The sequence below is a fragment of the Crossiella sp. CA198 genome (genome assembly GCF_052078295.1).
Classification (GTDB): domain Bacteria; phylum Actinomycetota; class Actinomycetes; order Mycobacteriales; family Pseudonocardiaceae; genus Crossiella.
The window spans coordinates 1-17,938 of the sequence record NZ_JBQJIM010000034.1 but is presented as its reverse complement, the minus strand read 5'-3'; the positions used below and the strand labels follow the sequence as shown (position 1 = coordinate 17,938).

At 70.3% G+C, this 17,938-nt stretch carries 14 protein-coding genes and 1 pseudogene; 3 read left to right on the top strand and 12 right to left on the bottom strand.

The window, feature by feature from the left end:
- Positions 1 to 84: 84 nt before the first annotated feature.
- Positions 85 to 639, top strand: coding sequence for a sigma-70 family RNA polymerase sigma factor (locus ACTOWY_RS39010; RefSeq protein ID WP_185006828.1), 555 nt, complete (start codon positions 85 to 87; stop codon positions 637 to 639).
- Between the two features lie 210 nt (positions 640 to 849).
- Here the strand turns inward: ACTOWY_RS39010 and ACTOWY_RS39005 are convergent, their stop codons facing one another.
- From ACTOWY_RS39005 to ACTOWY_RS38990, 4 genes are all read right to left on the bottom strand, one after another.
- On the bottom strand, positions 850 to 2,226 hold the full coding sequence (locus ACTOWY_RS39005; RefSeq protein ID WP_441314678.1) for a GH1 family beta-glucosidase: 1,377 nt from the start codon (positions 2,224 to 2,226) through the stop codon (positions 850 to 852).
- A 67-nt stretch (positions 2,227 to 2,293) separates the two neighbouring features.
- The gene (locus ACTOWY_RS39000) at positions 2,294 to 3,121 is read right to left on the bottom strand and encodes a carbohydrate ABC transporter permease (RefSeq protein WP_441314620.1); all 828 of its coding nucleotides are present in this window, start codon (positions 3,119 to 3,121) and stop codon (positions 2,294 to 2,296) included.
- A gap of 5 nt (positions 3,122 to 3,126) precedes the next feature.
- Entirely contained in the window at positions 3,127 to 4,092 is a 966-nt protein-coding gene (locus tag ACTOWY_RS38995) for a carbohydrate ABC transporter permease (protein WP_441314619.1), read from the bottom strand.
- Positions 4,093 to 4,096: 4 nt separating this feature from the next.
- On the bottom strand, positions 4,097 to 5,371 hold the full coding sequence (locus ACTOWY_RS38990; protein WP_441314618.1) for an extracellular solute-binding protein: 1,275 nt from the start codon (positions 5,369 to 5,371) through the stop codon (positions 4,097 to 4,099).
- Positions 5,372 to 5,607: 236 nt separating this feature from the next.
- Here ACTOWY_RS38990 and ACTOWY_RS38985 point away from each other — a divergent pair, with 236 nt between their 5' ends.
- Entirely contained in the window at positions 5,608 to 6,633 is a 1,026-nt protein-coding gene (locus ACTOWY_RS38985) for a LacI family DNA-binding transcriptional regulator (protein ID WP_441314617.1), read from the top strand.
- A 101-nt stretch (positions 6,634 to 6,734) separates the two neighbouring features.
- On the opposite strand, the gene ACTOWY_RS38980 is transcribed toward ACTOWY_RS38985, so the two are convergent.
- Genes ACTOWY_RS38980 through ACTOWY_RS38970 form a run of 3 tightly spaced genes read right to left on the bottom strand, consistent with a single transcriptional unit; the run spans position 6,735 to position 10,237 of the window.
- Complete coding sequence (locus ACTOWY_RS38980; RefSeq protein ID WP_441314677.1) at positions 6,735 to 7,664, bottom strand: phytoene/squalene synthase family protein; 930 nt, start codon at positions 7,662 to 7,664, stop codon at positions 6,735 to 6,737.
- Positions 7,665 to 7,717: 53 nt separating this feature from the next.
- Complete coding sequence (locus ACTOWY_RS38975) at positions 7,718 to 9,574, bottom strand: cellulase family glycosylhydrolase (protein WP_441314616.1); 1,857 nt, start codon at positions 9,572 to 9,574, stop codon at positions 7,718 to 7,720.
- 33 nt (positions 9,575 to 9,607) lie between these two features.
- A complete protein-coding gene (locus tag ACTOWY_RS38970) occupies positions 9,608 to 10,237 on the bottom strand; it encodes an HD domain-containing protein (RefSeq protein WP_441314615.1) in 630 nt (209 codons plus the stop codon).
- Positions 10,238 to 10,384: 147 nt separating this feature from the next.
- Here ACTOWY_RS38970 and ACTOWY_RS38965 point away from each other — a divergent pair, with 147 nt between their 5' ends.
- Positions 10,385 to 12,565: a tetratricopeptide repeat protein gene (locus tag ACTOWY_RS38965; protein ID WP_441314614.1), complete on the top strand. Its 2,181-nt coding sequence runs from the start codon at positions 10,385 to 10,387 to the stop codon at positions 12,563 to 12,565.
- Here the strand turns inward: ACTOWY_RS38965 and ACTOWY_RS38960 are convergent.
- The 5 genes and pseudogenes from ACTOWY_RS38960 to ACTOWY_RS38940 all read right to left on the bottom strand — a co-directional run.
- Complete coding sequence (locus ACTOWY_RS38960) at positions 12,546 to 15,236, bottom strand: sugar-binding protein (protein ID WP_441314613.1); 2,691 nt, start codon at positions 15,234 to 15,236, stop codon at positions 12,546 to 12,548. The genes ACTOWY_RS38965 and ACTOWY_RS38960 overlap by 20 nt on opposite strands.
- A gap of 17 nt (positions 15,237 to 15,253) precedes the next feature.
- Entirely contained in the window at positions 15,254 to 16,060 is an 807-nt protein-coding gene (locus ACTOWY_RS38955; protein ID WP_441314612.1) for a carbohydrate ABC transporter permease, read from the bottom strand.
- Complete coding sequence (locus tag ACTOWY_RS38950) at positions 16,057 to 16,929, bottom strand: carbohydrate ABC transporter permease (protein WP_441314611.1); 873 nt, start codon at positions 16,927 to 16,929, stop codon at positions 16,057 to 16,059. Before ACTOWY_RS38950 ends, ACTOWY_RS38955 begins: the two co-directional genes overlap by 4 nt.
- Positions 16,916 to 17,872, bottom strand: a complete 957-nt coding sequence (locus ACTOWY_RS38945) for an extracellular solute-binding protein (RefSeq protein WP_441314610.1) — start codon at positions 17,870 to 17,872, stop codon at positions 16,916 to 16,918. The genes ACTOWY_RS38950 and ACTOWY_RS38945 overlap by 14 nt, the downstream gene beginning before the upstream one ends.
- A pseudogene (locus ACTOWY_RS38940) lies at positions 17,815 to 17,938 on the bottom strand (IS630 family transposase); the annotation flags it as partial. The pseudogene ACTOWY_RS38940 and the gene ACTOWY_RS38945, both read right to left, overlap by 58 nt.

The following is a 17,938-nucleotide window of genomic DNA, read 5'->3' as shown; positions in this document are numbered from 1 at the left end:
CGATTACCGAAAAAAGGTGATCTGGGTCACATACGAGGTATGAAACTACGCTGGGTCATACCCCGGGCACAGCACGATGACGCCATGTCACAGCAACTTCTCGCCCACCACCGCAGAGCCCAGGGCCCCGCGCACCCGGGTGAAGAACTCGTCGAGTGGCTCAACCTGAACTTCGGCAGACGGCTGCTGCGCTTCACCACCGCGCTCACCGGAGGCGATCGCCAGTGGGCCGAGGACGTGGTTCAGGAGACCTGGCTGCGCGCCTGGCGCAACGCCGGGAAGCTGCGTCCCGAGACCGATCAGGTGCTGCCGTGGCTGTTCACCGTGGCCCGGCGGATCGTGGTGGACGGGGTCCGCCAGCGCCGGGCCCGGCCGACCGAGGTGGACCTGACCCAGCTCGGTGAGGCCACCGTGCGGGACGAGGCCGACCACGTGGTCATCAGCATCACCGTGGCCGACGCGCTCAACCAGCTCAGCAAGGAGCACCGGGACGCCATCCGGGAGACCTACCTGCGCGACCGCACGGTCAACGAGGCGGCCCGCATCCTGGGCGTGCCGCCGGGCACGGTGAAATCGCGGGTGTACTACGGCCTGCGCATGCTCAACCAGCTGTTGCAGGAGCGAGGGGTCACCCGGTGAGGACGGTGACATTGGCGCGCTCCGCGCGCGGGATTTTTCGCTCCCGAAGTCGCCTCGCCGTGCACTCGCCGCACGCGAAGCAAGCTTCGGATGCGTCGAGCACACGGCAAGGCAACGCGAAAAATCAACCGCCCTGAAGGCGAACCGCCCGCCGTGTCGCTGGCGCGCCACGCCTTCTCGCACGCCGTGGACGGGTCGATCGGTTCCCGACTACTCGGTCGGCACCGCGTTGTCGGCGACCACCTGGGCGTAGGCGAACGCGGAGTCCTTGAGCGTGCGCTTCTGGGTGGCGAAGTCCACGTGCACCAGGCCGAACCGCTTGTCGTAGCCGAAGGCCCACTCGAAGTTGTCCAGCAGCGACCAGGCCAGGTACCCGCGCACGTCGGCCCCGTCCTGGATGGCTGCGTGCACCGCCCGCAGGTGCGCCAGCAGGTAGGCGGTCCGCTCCGGGTCGTGCACCCGGCCTTCCGGGGTGACCTCGTCGCCGGGGAAGGCGGAGCCGTTCTCGGTCACCAGCATCGGCAGTCCGGGCGCCTGGGCGGCCAGCCAGCGCAACAGATCCGCCAGCCCGTCGGCCTCCTGTTCCCAGCCGGTGTGGGTCAGCGGGCCTTCCGCTGGCAGGATCTCCACCCCGCGCAGGCCCGGCAGAGCGCCCGGGGTGTCCAGGAGCGGATCGGCGGCGGGGGCGACCCTGGTGGGGTTGTAGTAGTTGACGCCGAGCCAGTCGATGGGCGCGGCGATCTCGGCCAGGTCACCGTCCTGGATCACCGGTTCCAGGGCGTCCAGGTGCGCGACGTCGGCGAGCACGTCGGCCGGGTAGTTCCCGCGCAGCACCGGTTCCAGGAACAACCGGTGACCGATGCCCTCCACCTTGCGCGCGGCCTCCCGGTGCGGCTCGTCGTCGACCGCGATCCGCGGCGTGCTGAAGTTGAGCACCAGGGAGAACTCCTGCTCCGGCCGGGCCTGCGCGCGCATCGCGCGCACCGCGCGGCCGTGCGCGAGCAGCAGGTGGTGCGCTGCCTTGAGCGCGGCGGCCGGGTCCACGATGCCGGGCGCGTGGATCCCGTTGCCGTAGCCCAGGTAGGCCGCGCAGAACGGCTCGTTGAACGTGGTCCACTGCTTGACCCGGTCGCCGAGGTGGGCGTGCGCGATCCGGGCGTAGTCCACGAAGTCGTCCACGAGGTCCCGGTTGACCCAGCCGCCCTTGTCCTGCGACGCCTGCGGCAGGTCCCAGTGGTAGAGCGTCACCATCGGCTCGATACCGGCTTCGAGTAAGGCGTCCACCAGGCGGTCGTAGAAGGCCAGTCCGCGTGGTTCGACCGCACCCGCGCCCGCGGGCTGGATCCGCGGCCAGGAAAGAGAAAATCGGTACGCGGCCACCCCCAGCCGCCGCATCACCGCGATGTCCTCCGGGTACCGGGTGTAGTGCTCGCAGGCGGGATCGCCGGTGTCGCCGCCGTCCACCTTGCCAGGGGTGGCGGAGAAGGTGTCCCAGATGGACGGTCCGCGTCCGTCCACTGTGGTCGCACCCTCGATCTGGAAGGCCGAGGTGGCGGTCCCCCAGACGAACCCGGGCGGGAAGGCCAATGGCTTCTGGGCGCCCGCCGGGTCCGCGACGGTCAGGTCACCAGAGTCGGTTGTGGTCAAGTTCCCCTCATCCCTTGACGGCGCCCTGCATGATCCCGCCCACGATGTGCCGGGCGAGCAGCAGGAACAGCGCGATCACCGGCAGCACACCCAGTGTGGCTCCGGTCAGCATCAGCGAGTAGTCGGTGTAGTAGCCACTGGCCAATGTGGACACCGCGACCTGCACGGTCGGGCTGTCGTTGGGGTCCAGCACGATCAGCGGCCAGAAGTAGTCGTTCCAGGCGGTCATGAAGGTGAGCATGCCCAGCACCGCGGCCTGCGGGCGGATGGCGGGCAGGGCCACGGTGAAGAAGGTGCGCAGCACCGAGCAGCCGTCCACTCGGGCCGCCTCGATCAGCTCGTGCGGCACGGTCTCCTCACAGGCCTGGCGCATCATGAACACCCCGAGCGCGCCCACCAGCGCGGGCAGGATGACCGCCTGCAGCTGGCCGTACCAGTCCAGTTTGGACATCAGCATGTACAGCGGGATGACGCCGAGCTGGGTGGGCACCATGGCGGTGCCGACCACGACCAGGAACAGCGAGTCCCGGCCGCGGAAACGCAACCGGGCGAAGGCGAAACCGGCCAGTGAGGACAGCAGCACGTTGGCCACCGCGACCGTGGAGGCGATGATCAGCGAGTTCTGGATCGCCAGCCAGAAGTCCACGGTGTCGAAGACCCTGGCGATGTTGGCGAACAGGTTCCCGCCGGGGATCAGCGGCGGCACCTTGTCGCCGATCGCCGAGTTGTCCTTGGAGGCCACCACGAAGGAGAAGTACAGCGGGAACACCGAGGCGAGCAGGAACGCCGAGAGCAGTCCGTAGACCAGGAATCCCGGCCGGGTGGTGGTCCGCACCCGCCTCACCCCTTGGACGCGATACGCCGCGCCAGCGTGAAGTTGATCAGAGCGAAGATCAGCACCACCAGGAACAGCACCCAGGCGATGGCGGATGCGTAGCCGGCGTCGAACAACCGGAACCCCTTCTCGTACAGATACATCGTCAGGGTCTGGAACTGCCGGTCGCTGCCGCCGACCCCGGAGGCGCCCTTGGGGTCGAACAGGGTCGGCTCGACGAAGAGCTGCATGCCGCCGATGGTGGAGACCACGATGGTGAACAGGATCGTCGGCCGGATGCTGGGCACCGTGATGGAGAAGAACATCCGCCACCGGGACGCGCCGTCCACGGTGGCCGCCTCGTAGAGGTCCCTGGGCACCGACTGCATCGCGGCCAGGTACAGCAACGCGTTGTACCCGGTCCAGCGCCACATCACCATCGCGCTGACCGCCAGGTGCGAGGACCAGGTGTCGGCCTGCCAGTTGACCCGGTCCAGGCCGATGAGTTCGAGGAGGTAGTTCACGACGCCGAAGTCGCGGCCGAAGATCTGGGTGAACACCAGCGCGACCGCGACCACCGAGACCACGTTGGGCAGCAGCAGTCCGGCCCGCCAGAACGTGCGGCCGCGCAACCCGCGGTCCAGCAACGCGGCCAGGCCGAGCGCGGCCAGCAGCTGGGGCACGGTGGAGAGCAGGAACATACTCACCGTGTTGCCCAGCGCGTTGTAGAAGTTCGGGTCGCCGAAGAGCGCGAAGTAGTTGTCCAGGCCCACGAAGCCCTGCTGCCCGTCCACCAGCTGCCAGTCGTGCAGCGACACCCAGGCGGTGTAGAGCAACGGGAACAGCCCGAACGCCCCGAAGATCAGGAAGAACGGGGCGACGAACAGGTACGGGGTGACCTTGGTGTCCAGACGGGCCAGCGGCCACCGCCGCTTGCGCGACGGTGGCTGCTGGGGTGTCCGAAGTGGACGGTCGGTGACGGGAGCCGCCATCGAGCTACTTCACCTCGTTGCGGGACTGGGTGACCGCCTCGCCGAAGGCCGTGTCCGGGGTGGACTTGCCCTGTTCGATCCGGGCCAGGGCCTCGTTGAAGCGCGGGCGGACCTTGGAGTCGCGGGTGCCGCGGTAGTTGGGCTTGAGGCTGTCCGCGGCGGCGGCGAAGATCTGGCCGACCGGCGCGTCGTTGTAGAACGCGTCGACCTTGTTGAGCACCTCGGGGTCCTTGTAGACCGCGGGCTCGCTGGGCAGGTTGCCGGTCTTGGCGAAGATCTTCTTCTGCTGCGCGGGCGCGGTGAGGTACTTGGCGACCTCGTAGGCGTCCTTGGTGTTCTTGCCCTGCTTGGGCACGGTCAGGAACGAGCCGCCCCAGTTGCCGCTGCCGCCGGGGACCGAGGTGACGTCCCACTTGTCCGCCGCGCCCTCCCCGGCGCCTGCCTTGATCTGGGCCAGGGCCCAGGCCGCGCAGGTCTCGGTGGCGAAGCTGCCCTGCTTGAGCGCGATGGTCCACTCCGGGGTGAACGGCTTGATCCCCGCGGTCTGGCCCTTGGCGCCCATCCCACCGGCCAGCAGGAAGGCTTCCTTCACCTTGGGGTTGGTGTCGGCGATGAAGCTGTCGTCGGCCTTGGCGAAGTAGCCCTCTTCGCTCTGGTAGAGCTTCGCGGTGAAGATGTTCTCCGCGGACCCGGCGAACTTGACGTTCGGCGTCTTCTCCTTGAACCGGTCGGCGACCTTGGCGTACTCCTCCCAGGTCGGCCACAGCTTGGCCACCTCACCGCGTTCGGTGGGCAGGCCGGCGGCGGCGAAGAGGTCCTTGCGGTAACACAGCGCCAGGCTGCCCATGTCGGTGCCCAGGCCCAGCACGAAGTTGCCGTCCTCCAGGATGCCCTGGCTCCACTTCCAGGAGACCCACTGGTCCTTGAGGTCCTTGGCGCCCAGGTCGGCGAGGTTGACGAACTTGTCCTTGGAGGTGCGGAACTGGGCCAGCCAGCCCTCCTCGATGGCGACCACATCGGCCGCGCCCCGACCGCCGGCGAGCTGGGTGGCCAACTGCGAGTGGTGCGCGTCGAACTCGAGTTTGCGCGCCTCCAGCTTGATGTTGGGGTGCGTCTTCTCGTACTCGGCGAACAGGTCCTCGTAGCCGAAGTCGCTGAACGTGCCGACCGTGATCTTGATCTTGCCATCGTCCGCGGATCCACCACAGGCGGCGACTCCGGTGGCCAGGACAGCGGCAGCCGCGAGCGCCACCGCCCGGCGCGTCGCGTTGTTGTTCATTGGTCCTCCTCGACCGCAGTGCCGGGCTGATTGTCGGCACCGATGGATGAGAGCGCTCTCACTTTTGAGTGGTCAGGGTCACATGTCAAGCCGCGATCAACGATCCGACATCTTTCCGTAACCGGCCCCGCCCAGCTCACGGGCTCCTTGTGAGAGCGCTTCCGTGCAGGTGGGCGGGGAAATCGACCGGCTACGCTTGGCCGATCGAGGTCAATGGCAACAGGGGTGGTGCGCAGGTGGCGGAACGATCGGCAGGCCGGCCGACCCTGGAGGATGTCGCCGCGCACGCGGGCATCTCCCGGGCGACGGTCTCCCGCGTGGTCAACGGCGCGAGCCGGGTGAGCGAGCAGACCAGGCTGACCGTGCAGCGGGCGGTGGAGGAGCTGGGGTACCGGCCCAACCAGGCCGCGCGTTCGCTGGTCACCCGGCGCACCGGCACCCTGGCAGTGGTGCTGTCCGAGCCGGGCGAGAAGTTGTTCGAGGACCCGTTCTTCGCCGCGGTGATCCGCGCCGCGCACCACGAACTGTCCACTGTGGACGCCCAGATGGCGTTGCTGATCGCCCGCTCCCCGGCGGAGGTCGAGCGGGCGGTGCGGTTCCTGGGTTCCGGGCACACCGACGGCGCGCTGGTGTTCACCCCGCGCCGCGGTGATCCACTGCCGGGGGCGGTGCGTTCGCTGGGCATCCCGGTGGTCTTCGGCGGCAGGCCGTGGCGGGGCGGGCGTGGCCTGGACGTGGTGTCGGTGGCCAACGAGGCGGGCGCGACGCAGGCCACCCGGTTGCTGTTGTCCCTGGGGCGCAAGCGAATCGTCACCGTGTGCGGGCCGTCGGACCAGGCCGCCGCGGTGGACCGGCTGACCGGCTGGCGGGTAGCCATGGAACTGGGTCCGGACCAGGCGGCGCAGTGGTCCGAACCGGCCGAGTTCAACCTGGAGGGCGGCGAACGCGCGATGACCGAGTTGCTGCGCCGGGTGCCGGACCTGGACGGGGTGTTCGCGGCCAGCGACCTGATGGCGGTGGGCGCCTTGCGCGCCTTGCACGCGGCCGGTCGCCGGGTGCCGGAAGACGTCGCGGTGGTGGGGTTCGACGATCTGCCCTCGGTGGCCCAGCAGTCCCAGCCCAGCCTGACCACGATCCGCCAGGACCCGGGCGCGCAGGTCCGCGAGATGGTCGCCATCCTGCGCGAACGCCTGCGCGGCAACGAAGTCCGCCCCCGCAACCGCATGCTCCCAGTCGAGTTGATCCGCCGGGAGTCGGCTTAGCCCCGCACAACAGCCAACCCCGCGAACGAGTTGGCCCAACTGGTACGCCCAGTTTGGCCAACTCGGCGTACCGGTTGGGCCAACTCGGCGTTCGGGGCGGCCTAGGCCCATCTGGCGAGCACCGCCCGGCCGAATCCGGGCAGGGCGACGGCGAGGCGGCGGGTCTTGGGCACCGCCACGCGGTGGTCAAGGACGCGGTAGCCTGCGGCCTCGATCTCGTCCAGGATGCCTTGGTACAGCTCGAAAGCGGTCGCCACGCAGGGCCGGGACACCGGCGCGAGCATGGCGATGCCGGGGCGGGCGCGGCGGTAGGTGGCCCTGGTGCGGGAGACCAGGTGGGCCAGGGCGGCGCGCAGTGGCCGGTCGGTGTGGCCGCGGTCCCGGCAGTGCTTGAGGTGCGCGCGGTCCACGCCGAAGGCGGCGAGTTCGTCCAGGGGCAGGTAGATCCGGTCGCGGTCGAGGTCCTCGCCGACGTCGCGCAGGAAGTTGGTGAGCTGGAAGGCCTCGCCGAGCGCGGCGGCGTGCGGTTCGGCCTCGGCCCGGCTGGTCACGGTGCCCAGCACCGGCAGCACCTGGAGTCCGATCACCTCGGCGGAGCCGCGCACGTAGCGGGAGAGTTCGGCGAAGCTGGCGTACTCGCGGATCTGGGTGTCCATCCGCATCGAGGCCAGGAAGTCGGCGAAGTAGTCGCGGTCGATGTCGTAGCGGGCCACCGTGTCCACCACCGCGGCCAGCACCGGGTGCGTGCTGTGCCCCAGCTCGAAGCCCCGGGCCAGGTCCGCGCCCAGTTCGTCCAGGGCGGCCCTGCGCTGGTCCAGGGTGCGGCCGTCGCCCTGGTCGTCCACGATCTCATCGGCCCAGCGGGCGAAGCCGTACAGCGCGTGCACGGCCGGTCGCTGGGCGGGGGTGAGCATCCGGGTGGCCAGGAAGTAGGTGCGGCCGTAGCGGGCGTTGATTTCCCGGCAGCGGCGGTAGGCGGTACGCAGCGACGGTTCGAGCACGCCTGCGGCGTCCAGCTCGGTGGTGGTCAGCGGGGACACGTCAAGAGTCTGGCGGTTGCTCCGTTCGGCTGCACGCCGGGGCGTCACCGGGTGCCGAAAGTGGCCGCCGCCCACCCGGTCAGCTCGGTTCTCGCCTGCGCCAGCACCGCCTGATCCGTACTGGCCGGGGCGATCAGCGCCACGTGCAGCGTGCCCGCCGGACCGCCGGGCAGCACCAGCCGGGCCGCCCCGTGGTGCCGGTCCACGCCGAGTCCGGTCCCGCCGTACACCGGCGCGCTGCCGAACACACCCAGGTCCGAGACCACCGCGCCGGTCGCCAGATCCTCCGGCACCTGCACCTCGGTCGGCGCGGCAGCGCCCGAGGAGCGCCACACCAGCACCGCGTGCCGCCGGTCCGCGGTCAGCTTGACCAGTCCGGGGTACTCGGCGGGCACCCGTTGCCACTGCTGCACGGTGTTCCCGTCCCGGCTGAGGTCCTCGAAGCTGAACGCCAGGGTCCGTCCGGCCACCGCGCGCGGATACGCCCGGTCGATCACCCGGCGGTCCACCCTGGGGGTCACCGCGCCGGTGTTGTCCTTGTGCACCGGGGAGAAGTCCTCGTCCATCCACGCGTCGGTCTCGGTGAGCACCTTGTTCGGGTTGCCGTTCATCAGTTCCCGGTGCCGCCCGCTGTTGGTGTCCCACTGCCATTGGGTGGCCGACATCGGCGGCGCGGCGTTGCGCGCTTCCCGCCACCAGTTCTTCCCGGCCACCCCGGAGTCCAGGGACTGGTAGGCGGCCTTGAGGATGCTGGGGGTCTTGTCCGAGGTGAACCCGGTGATCGGGTGCCCGAACTCGCTGAGGATCGGCGCGGTCCGGTGGTACTGGGCGCGTTCGCGCACCGCCTGGATGTCCGCGGTGTACTCGCCGTCGCCCGCCTTGCCCGGCTTGAGGATCCCGGAGCGGGCCTTGGCGTCGTAGAAGTGCGCGTTGAACACGAACCGCTGACCCAGCGGCGGGATCTCGGTGAGGCCACCGGGTTCGCGGAAGATGGAGGTGTTGATGTTCCAGTACACCAGGGGTTCGGCGAACAGCGGTTTGTCGGTCCACCCGGCCCGGTCCATGGCCGCGCGCGTCCGCTGGTAGAACGGCGCCAGGAAATCCCGTTCCCAGGCCGGTCCCTGCTGACCTTCGTCGTAGCGCCCGGCATAGGGCTCGTTCAACGGGTTGAACCCCACCACCCGGCGGAACTCGTTGCCGCTCAACGCGGTGCGCAGATGTCCGAGCGCGATCTCGCTCTGTACCAGGAAGGCGTCCAGGATGTTGCGCGGTCCGGCCTCGGTGTCGATGCGGCGGTTGTGCCAGAAGTCGTAGGTGGCCATGGTGACCGCCTTGTTGTTCTTCATGTTCTGGCCCCAGTTGACGCAGGCCTCGCAGTATTCCTTGGGATAGCCGCCCGCCCGCACCACCCACTCCGGCGCGCCGTCCCCGGTGTACCAACTGTCCACATTGAACAGATAGCGGGAGTACAGGTCCTGGTGGTAGTCCACGAACACGAACAGCCCGGCGGCCAGGAACTCCCGGATCTGCGCGGTCACCCGGTCCAGGTAGGTCCGGTCGATCTGCCCGGCCCGCGGTTCGACCCGCTCCCAGGTGATCAGGAACCGCACCGCGTTCGCCCCGGTCAGCCTGCGCATGGCGGTGGCCGACACCCCGGCCTCGGCGGTACTGGGGAAGGGCAGGCCGCCGTGTTCGGCGAGTTTGGCGGTGCCGGAGACGTTGTAGCCGCGCAGCAACACCTCGCGCCCGTGCCCGTCCCGGAAGGTGCCCTCCGGTGACACGGTGACGACGTCGGCCCGCGCGTCGTCGAACCACCATCGCGCCGCGGCGGGCGCCCCCGGCACCGCCGTCAGACCCAGCACGACCGCGAGGACCCCGGTGACCACGCTCCGCCATCCCATGTCCGCAACGGTAGGGATCGCGGTCGCACAGCGTCACCCGCCGAATGAATGTTTTTCACGTTTAAGGTTGGTCTTGGCCGCCGCCTCCCACCGGTCCTGGGCGGGCGCGGTCCAGTACAGCGGGTCGCGCGCGATCAGCCGGTCCAGCACAGCCCCGCGCCCGACCAGCCAGTCGGCGTCACTCACGTGCGCGTATTCCGCGCGCACCGCCCGCGCGTACCGGTCGTAGTCGGCCGCCATCCCGCCCAGCACCGCGAGGTCGGCGTCCAGCAGGGCCAGGGTGAGCGGGTCCTCGCCCAGATGGTCGATGGTCGCCAGCACCAACCGTTCGGTCGGCGCGCGGTGGTGTTCGGCCACTCCGGCCTCGCTCAGCCACCGTCGCACCCACTCCGCGCTGCGCCGTTCGTCCTCGCCCGGCACGCCGTCGTAGACCACGTCGTGCGCGGCCGCGGCCACCACCAGGACCGATCTGTCCACTTCGGACAGTCCAAGTTCCGCGCCCAGCCAGGCCGAATCCCGCAGCACCGCCTCGACGTGGGTCAGATCGTGGTACCGCCGGTGCGCCTCCCGGTACCGGTCGATCAACTCCTGGCCCGCCCGCCGGGCAACCTCTGGCTGCCCGCCAAGGGCCACCACCGCCGTCACCCACGCGTCCAGGACCATCACTTCCCCCCTCTCATCGCCACCCAGTGTGACCGCCGGTCTCACAAGATCGGGCGACACGCCTCACGACCACGGCATGTGAAACCTGTGTCACACTCGGTGAAGACGCTCCGCTGCTGTCCTTCGACCGGCGAAGGGGGAACGCTGGTGGACTTCCGGATCCTGGGTCCCGTTTCGGTCTGGGTCGACGGACAACAGGTCGGGATCACCGAACCCGACCTGCGGCGCCTGCTCGCGATCCTGCTGCTGGCCGACGGTCGCCCAGTGCCGAAGGAGCAGGTCATCGCCGACCTGTGGGACGGCGCGCCACCGCTGCGGCCCGGTCGTGCGCTGCGCACCCAGTTCATTCAGCTCAGTGAGACGCTGCCACTGCCCGAGGTCCAGTTGCACAGCGCGCACGGCAAGCACCAGTTGCAGGTCGATCTGGAGAAGCTGGACTGGCACCGGTTCCGCCAACTGGTGGGCAGGGGCCGCTCGGCCGCCCGTGGTGGCCGCTACCAGGCCGCGGTGGAGATCCTGACCCAGGCCCTGGACGAATGGCGCGGGGACGCCCTGGCCGACGTGGACGGCGACTGGGCCCGCCGCTGCCGCGCGCACCTGGAACGGCAGCGGCGCAGTGCCCGGCAGTGCCTGGTCGCCGCGCGCCGGGCCTGCACCGGCAGGCAGATCTTCGTGCCGGTGCCGCGCCGCGGCGAGATCGAACGCGGCCCAGCCCCCATGCAACTCCCGCTCGGCGTGGCGGATTTTGTTGGCCGGGAACAGGAACTGGCCACCCTGGGCACCGCGATCCCCGGCACCGTCACGGTGATCAACGGCGCCCCTGGCAGCGGCAAGACCTCCCTGGCGCTGGCCTGGGCGCACCGGGTCAGCGACCGGCACCCCGACGGCGCGCTGTTCGCCGAACTACGCGGGCACGGCCCCGGTGAGCCGGTGCCGCCGGCCGAACTCCTGGCGGATTTCCTCACCGGGCTCGGCGTGGCCCCGGCCAAGATCCCGGCCACCGAGAGCGCCCGCGCGGAACTGTTCCGCACCCTGCTGATCCGCCGCCGCCTGCTGATCCTGCTCGACGGCGCCCGCGACCTGGCCCAGGTGCAGCCGCTGCTGCCCGGTCTGCCCGGGGTCACCGTGGTGATCACCAGCCACGAACCCCTTGACCTGCCAGGGCGGCACATCACCGTCGGCCCGCTCTCCCCCGCCGACGCGACCGGGCTGCTCAAGGAGCTGATCGGCCCGGCCCGGGTGGCCAACCAGGCCGGGGCGCTGGCCGATCTGGCCCGCTACTGCGCCTACCTGCCCCTGGCACTGCGCATCGCCGGCCGCCGGGTCGCCGGCCGGCCGCACACCTACCTGGCCGATCTGGTCGGCGAACTGCGCGAGGAGCGGCACCGGCTGGACCGGCTCTCCCCCGACGCCGACGGCTCCGGCGCGATCCGCGGCACCTTCCGCTGGTCCTACCGCGCGCTTCCTCTTCCGGCGCAACGCATGTTCCGGCTGCTCGGGCTCTACCAGGGCGTGGACGTCGACGCGCCCGCCGCGGCCGCACTGTCCGGAATGGACCTTGAGCAGGCCACGAAACTGTTGCGGGACCTCAGCAAGGCGCAGCTGCTGCAGCCGAGTCCGCGTGGCGCGTACCAGCTGCACGACCTGTTGCGCGGCTACGCGGCCGAACGCGCCCTGCGCGAGGAGGGCGCGAACAACCGGCAGGCCGCCATCCGCAGGCTGCTCGACCACTACCGGGCGGCAGGCGCCGATCCCGGGCACGCTTGGAGCGACACCGAACTGATCAACCTGTGCGCCGCCGCGCGCAGTGCGACCAGCACCGGAAACCACGCGGTGGCGGTGGATCTGCTGACCACCGCGGGCGCCGTGCACCGCTCCCGCGGCCAGCTGGACCGGGCCATCGCCCGCTATCACCTGGCCTGGGTGAGCGGGGACCGGCACGGCGACACCGACATCGCGCACCGCCTCGGCGAGACCTACCTGGCGGCAGGCCGGTTGTGCGCCGCGGTCGAGGTCCTCGGCCGGGCCACCCCGGACGCGCTCACCCTGGACCTGCTGGGTGGCTGCTACCAGCGGCTGGGCCGCCCGGACGCGGCGATCCAGCACTTCCAGCGCGGTCTCCGCCTGGTCAACGAACCCGCCGCCGAGGCGCGACTGCTGTCCAGCCTGGGTGAGGCGCTACGCCGACTGGGCCGGTTGGCGCAGGCCAGGGAACACCTGGCCCGCGCCTTGGAGCTGAGCCGCCGGATCGGCGATCACGGGGTGACCGCGCACTGCCTGCACAGCCTCAGCCAGTTGCCCAGCACACTCAGCCCGAACCTGCCCTGACCCGCGAGGCGGACACCTTCCCGTCCGGGGTCTCGAAGCCGAGCAGCACCTGGGCCGCTCGCCCGCCGGTGACCGGCACGGTGATCTCGCTGAACCCGTGCGACAGGTCAACGGTCTTGCGGCCCAACAGTTTCCCGTCCTGGTTGACCACGAACAGGTACGCCTTGCCAGGCGCGCCGAGCACCCGCGCGGTCACCGTGTCCCCCTGTGCTCGGGCGGTGAGCAGCCGCGCCGATTCCCACACCGGCGCGATCGGCTTGCCGCCCAGCGAGATCCCGGTGCGCACGGACTGCTCCACCGACTGCGCGGAGTCCACAGAGGACAGTGCGATCAGCGGGAGTTTCGCCGCGGGCGGGTCCACCGGTCGGCCGGCCGGCGGGGTGTAGCCGTCGAAAACCGCGTGGCCCCAACGGTACGGGTCGCCCTGCACGCCGCCCCAGGTGGACCAGCCGAGCCGGGTCTGGCCGATCTTGTCCTGGGTGTCGGAGTCGTAAACGAACAGGTTCAGCCCGACCTTGGCCGGGTCCAGCGCACCCGGCACCGCGGCCAGGGGCAGCGCGAGTTCGATGGTGTACCCGGTGTACGGGCTGCTCACCTTGCTCGCCACCTGAAGTCCGGGCACCGTCTCGGCGGCCGGGCCCTGGAAGTTGTCGGCGTCCCTGGCCGCGCAGGGTTTGCCCGCGGTGGTGGCCGGGAACACGGCCAGCTTCAGCGTGGTGGAGGTGTTCTCGGACTTGCCGCGCGGGTCGATGGCCAGTTCCAGGGAGTCGGTGCGCCAGTGCCGTTTGCAGTCGGCGGCGTCCAGCACACTGCCCTGTTTGTCATCGGCCACGGTGACCAGCGCGTACAGGGTGTCGTTGTGCCAGCTCAGTTTCGCCTTGGCCGAGCAGTCCGCGGCGGAGACGCAGTCATCGCCTTCCCAGCGGGTGGACAGGTCCAGTTCCGGACCCGGGTACTCGCCGGGCGTGGCCACCCCGTCCACGGTGGGTGCGGTGGGCGCCCGCGGGATCGTGGTGCGCGGCACCAGTTCCAGGGCCGGGGTGCTGCTGCCGACCCCGGTCACCGACAGCGTGTACCGGTAGTCACCGCCCTGCATTCCGGTGCGCAGCGCGGTATCGGTGTTGGTCACCTTGCCGGTGAGCGTGGTCGTCGCACCGGCGGCGAGTCCGGTGAACGGCAGGCTCGCCGTGGCACTGAATCCGGCCGGTGGCGCGATGGTCACCGTGCCCGACCTGGTCACGGACCCGTTGTTGCGCACCAGGATCGGCAGCTCACGGTCCCCACCGGAGGGCAGGGTCAGCACCGGTGGCACCAGGTCGGCCAGCGCGGGCACCCCACTGCGCCGCGCCCAGTCCCGGAACTGGGCGACCTGCGGCAGCGGCTGCTGCTCCGCGGTCAGCTCCGGCACCACGGCCACCACGGTCTCGGTGTACCCGGATCCGTTGCCACTGCTCAGTTCCACCGGAATACGCACCCGGCCCGGCTTGGTGCCCGCGGGCACGGTCACAGTGAACTCGGCACTCGCCGACCGTCCAGAGTGGACAGTCCCGAGCCGCCCGTACCCGGTCGACTGCCACCCGGCGGGCAGCGAAAGCTTGGCCTCGACCCGGGTCAGCGGCCGGTCTTCCGGGGCGGTCACCGTCACCTTGACCGGCACCGAGGATCCGGCGACCAGACCGAACCGCCCGGCCTCGGCCACCGCGCCGGCACCGAGGGGCAGGCCGCCGGGGATCGGGATCAGCGCACCACGCAGTGCCGCGTCCGGGCCATTGGCGGTCGGCGAGAATGGCACCCGGCTGGCAACCTGGGTGAACCAATCGCATTCGATGAGCTTCGGATCCGTTGGCACGTCGGGGAATCCGGCCCAGCCCTGGGTCACGTACTCCCGCTGCGCGGACCGCTCCTCCTGCGCCCAGCTGCGACCGGGCACAGTGGACGGTCGCCCGTCCCACACCCCGTACACCCGGTCACTGGCCTCAGTCGGCACGAACTTGGCCGCGCAGTCCGGTCCACTGGGCGTTTCACCGCGTGCCCCGCCGGTCAGCAACCGCTTGACCGCCCACGGCCGCAACCCCTCTTCGCGCAGCTGCTCCGGGTAGGCGCCGGGGTCGGCGGCCACCCGGTAGGCCTCGATGGCCAGCCGGGCCGCGTACTGGTGGTTGCCGTGGTTGCCCGGTGTGGGCGCGGGATCCATGGTGACCACGAGTTCGGGGCGGGTCTGCCGGATCGCCCGGACCAGCTTGCCGAGCACGTCCTGGTGTTGCCAGCGCTGTTCGGTCAGTGGCGAGCTGACCGTGTAGTAGAAGTCGGCCTCGTCCAGGTTGAGCACCTCGGTGATCCCGGCCCGGCGCACCGCCCGCCGCTCCTCGGCCTCCCGCAGCTGGCCCAGTGCCGGGCCTTCCTCGGGTCCGGCCGCGTTGCCGCCGCCCTCGCCGCGGGTGATGGTGACCACCCCGGCCCGCACCTTGTGCTCGGCGTGCCACTGCCCGAAGGTGGACAGGCTGAACGCCTCGTCATCGGGGTGCGCACCCACGAACAGCGCGTCCAGGTCGACCGCGCGTCGCGCGGCCTCCGCCTGCTCGTCCACCGCGGTGGCCGGACTCTCCAGCGCCACCAACGTGATCAGGGCGGCGGCCACCGGCAGCAGCCCGGTCAGCCAACGTCGATCCACCCGGTTCTCCTTACGTGTCAACCCTTGACCGCGCCGTCCAGCATGCCGCGGATGAAATGTCGTTGCAGGAACAGGTAAAGCACCACCACGGGCAGCGCGACCAGCACCGAACCGGCCGCCAGCAGCGGCACGCTCGTGGTCGCCCGGCCCTGGAAGAACCGCAGCCCCAGCGGGGCGGTGCGCAGACCCTCGTCGGTGACCATGACCAGGGCGAGCAGGAACTCGTTCCAGGTCCACATGAACACCAGCACCACCAGGGTCAGCACCGCCGGCCTGCCCATCGGCAGCAGCACCCGCCACAGGATCTGCCAGTGCCCGGCCCCGTCCAGTCGCGCCGCCTCCACCACACTGGTGGAGCTGGACCGGAAGTAGGCGCGCATCCAGAACACGCCGAAGGCCACCGACTGCGCGACCTGCGGCAGCACCAGCGCCGCGTAGGTGTCGAGCAGGCCGACATCGCGCAGGTCGAAGTACAGCGGCACCACCACGGCCTGACTGGGGATGGTGACCCCGAGCAGCAGCAGGTAGAACAGCAGCCCCGAACCCCGGAAACGCATGGTGCCAAAGGCATAGCCGGCCAGCACCGACAGCAGCACGGACAACGCCACCACGGCCACCGCGACGATCGCGCTGGTGCCGAGGTAACTGCCGAACTTGCCCTGGGTCCAGGCGGTGAGGAAGTTCTCCGGGTGCCAGCCGCCCTGCCCCGGCACGTCGGAACGCACCGCGGTCAACAGGATCCACAGCACCGGGTAGAGCGCGTACCCGGCGAAGAGCAGCAACACCACATACGTGCCAGCACGTTCCCAGCGGGACACTGTCATCGCCGACCCCCAGCCAGTCGCAGCACCACCGCGCTGAGCGCGAACACCAGCACGGTCAGGGTGATCCCGATCGCCGCCGCCGAACCCACCTGCCCGGATTGGAAAGCGCGGTGGTAGATCTCGTAGGCGGGCACCGTGGTCGACTCGCCCGGCCCACCCAGTGGGGTCATCACGTACACCAGGTCGAAGGTGCGCAGCGAGGAGATCACGGTCAGTGTCAGCGCGACCGCGATGTCCGGGCGCAGCGCGGGCAGCGTCACCGAGCGGAACTCGCGCAGCGCCCCGGCCCCGTCCAGCCGCGCCGCCTCGTACAGGTCACCGGAGATCCGGCCGATCCCGGCCAGGAACAACACCACGGTCAGCCCGGTCTGCACCCAGGTGCCGACCAGCCCGACCGCGATCAGCGCGGTGCTCTCCTCGCCCAGCCAGTTGAACGCGAACGCGTCGAGGCCCAGCGCGCGCAGCGCCGAGTTGAGCGGGCCGTCCGGGGCCAGGATCTGTTGCCAGGCAACGGCGACCACCACCATCGCCACCACCTGTGGCAGGAACACCACGGTGCGGAAGAAGGCGAGTCCGCGCACCCGGCCGCGATGCAGCGCCGAGGCCAGCACCAGACCGAGGCACACCGGCAGGATGGAGAAGAACACGATCAGCACCAGCGCGTGCCCGAACGCCGCGCGCAATCCGGCCTCGGCGAACAGGGTCAGGTAGTTGTCCAGCCCAGCCCAGGTGCCGAGTGTCAGACCGTCCCAGTCGAACAGCGAGATCCACGCGCTGTGCAGCAACGGGAACAGCAGGAACGCCACGTACACGGCCAGGGCCGGCAACACATAGAGGTAGCCGACCCGCCGCGGTTCACCGGCCGCCACGGGCGGCGTCCACGTCGGCCTGGAGCTTGTCCAGGGCCTGCTGCGGGCTCAACCGCTTGGCCAGCAACTGCTCGATCACGCTGGTCACGGTGTCGTAGGCGGTGGGGGTGGCGTAGTCCAGGTAGGGCACCAGCCCGCCGGTCTCCGAGGCGTGCGCCCAGGAGTTGAACACCTCGGCCCGGAACACCGTCGGCGGGCGCTGGCTGGTGGCCTCCACCACCGGCAGGTTCGCGTGTTCGGCCATCAGCGCCATGCCCCGCGAGGAGGTCACGAACTCGATGTAGGCCGCGGCCGCGTCCGGGTTCCTGCTGCGTGCGCTGATCGCGAACGGCACGCTGGTGCCCGCGGTCACCGCGACCTTGCCGTCATCGGTCGGTGGTAGCACGAAGCCCACCTTGTCCCCCATCGCCGCCTCCAGATCGGCCATCAACCAGGTGCCGCTGACCAGGAAAACCCCTTTGTCCTGGGCGAACTCCCGCCAGGCCGCATCCGAGCCGAGCCCGGAGAACCCGTTGGTCAGCATGCCCTGATCAGCCCACCGCACCAGGAGTTCGGCCGCCGCCTTGGGATTCTCGTCGGCCCAGAACACGCCCTGCCTGCCGGTGGCCAGCTTGTAGACGTCCTCGGTGGGCGCGAACCGGTTGAGCGCGAAGCCGAACAGGTGGATGCCCGCGCTCTTCTCCAGGTTGCCGAACTGGATCGGCACCTCGCGGGACTCCTTGGCCTTGCGCAGCGCGGCGTCGAACTCCGCCCAGGTGCGCGGCGGCGCGATGCCGAGCCGGGCCAGCTTCTGCTTGTTGAAGAAGATGCCGACCAGCTCACCGCCCTGCGGCAGGCCGAACAGCTTGCCCTCGCCCAGCGGATCCCCGGCGGCGGGGTAGCGGGCTAAGCACCTGGCCAGAAGTCTTGTCCGAAACCTTCGGGTAGCCAGGGGCTGGTCCAAGGGGCGGCAGTGGTGAGGTGCTGCTCGGTGGTTCGGCTGCGGAAGTAGGCGTGGGTCTGGCGGAGG

Excerpts from the sequence above, each read along its gene's own strand:
- ACTOWY_RS38970 (WP_441314615.1), bottom strand. The coding sequence starts at position 10,237 with ATGGTCCTGGACGCGTGGGTGACGGCGGTGGTGGCCCTTGGCGGGCAG.
- ACTOWY_RS38995 (WP_441314619.1), bottom strand. The coding sequence starts at position 4,092 with ATGGCGGCTCCCGTCACCGACCGTCCACTTCGGACACCCCAGCAGCCA.
- ACTOWY_RS38975 (WP_441314616.1), bottom strand. The coding sequence starts at position 9,574 with ATGGGATGGCGGAGCGTGGTCACCGGGGTCCTCGCGGTCGTGCTGGGT.
- ACTOWY_RS38955 (WP_441314612.1), bottom strand. The coding sequence starts at position 16,060 with ATGACAGTGTCCCGCTGGGAACGTGCTGGCACGTATGTGGTGTTGCTG.
- ACTOWY_RS39010 (WP_185006828.1), top strand. The coding sequence starts at position 85 with ATGTCACAGCAACTTCTCGCCCACCACCGCAGAGCCCAGGGCCCCGCG.
- ACTOWY_RS38990 (WP_441314618.1), bottom strand. The coding sequence starts at position 5,371 with ATGAACAACAACGCGACGCGCCGGGCGGTGGCGCTCGCGGCTGCCGCT.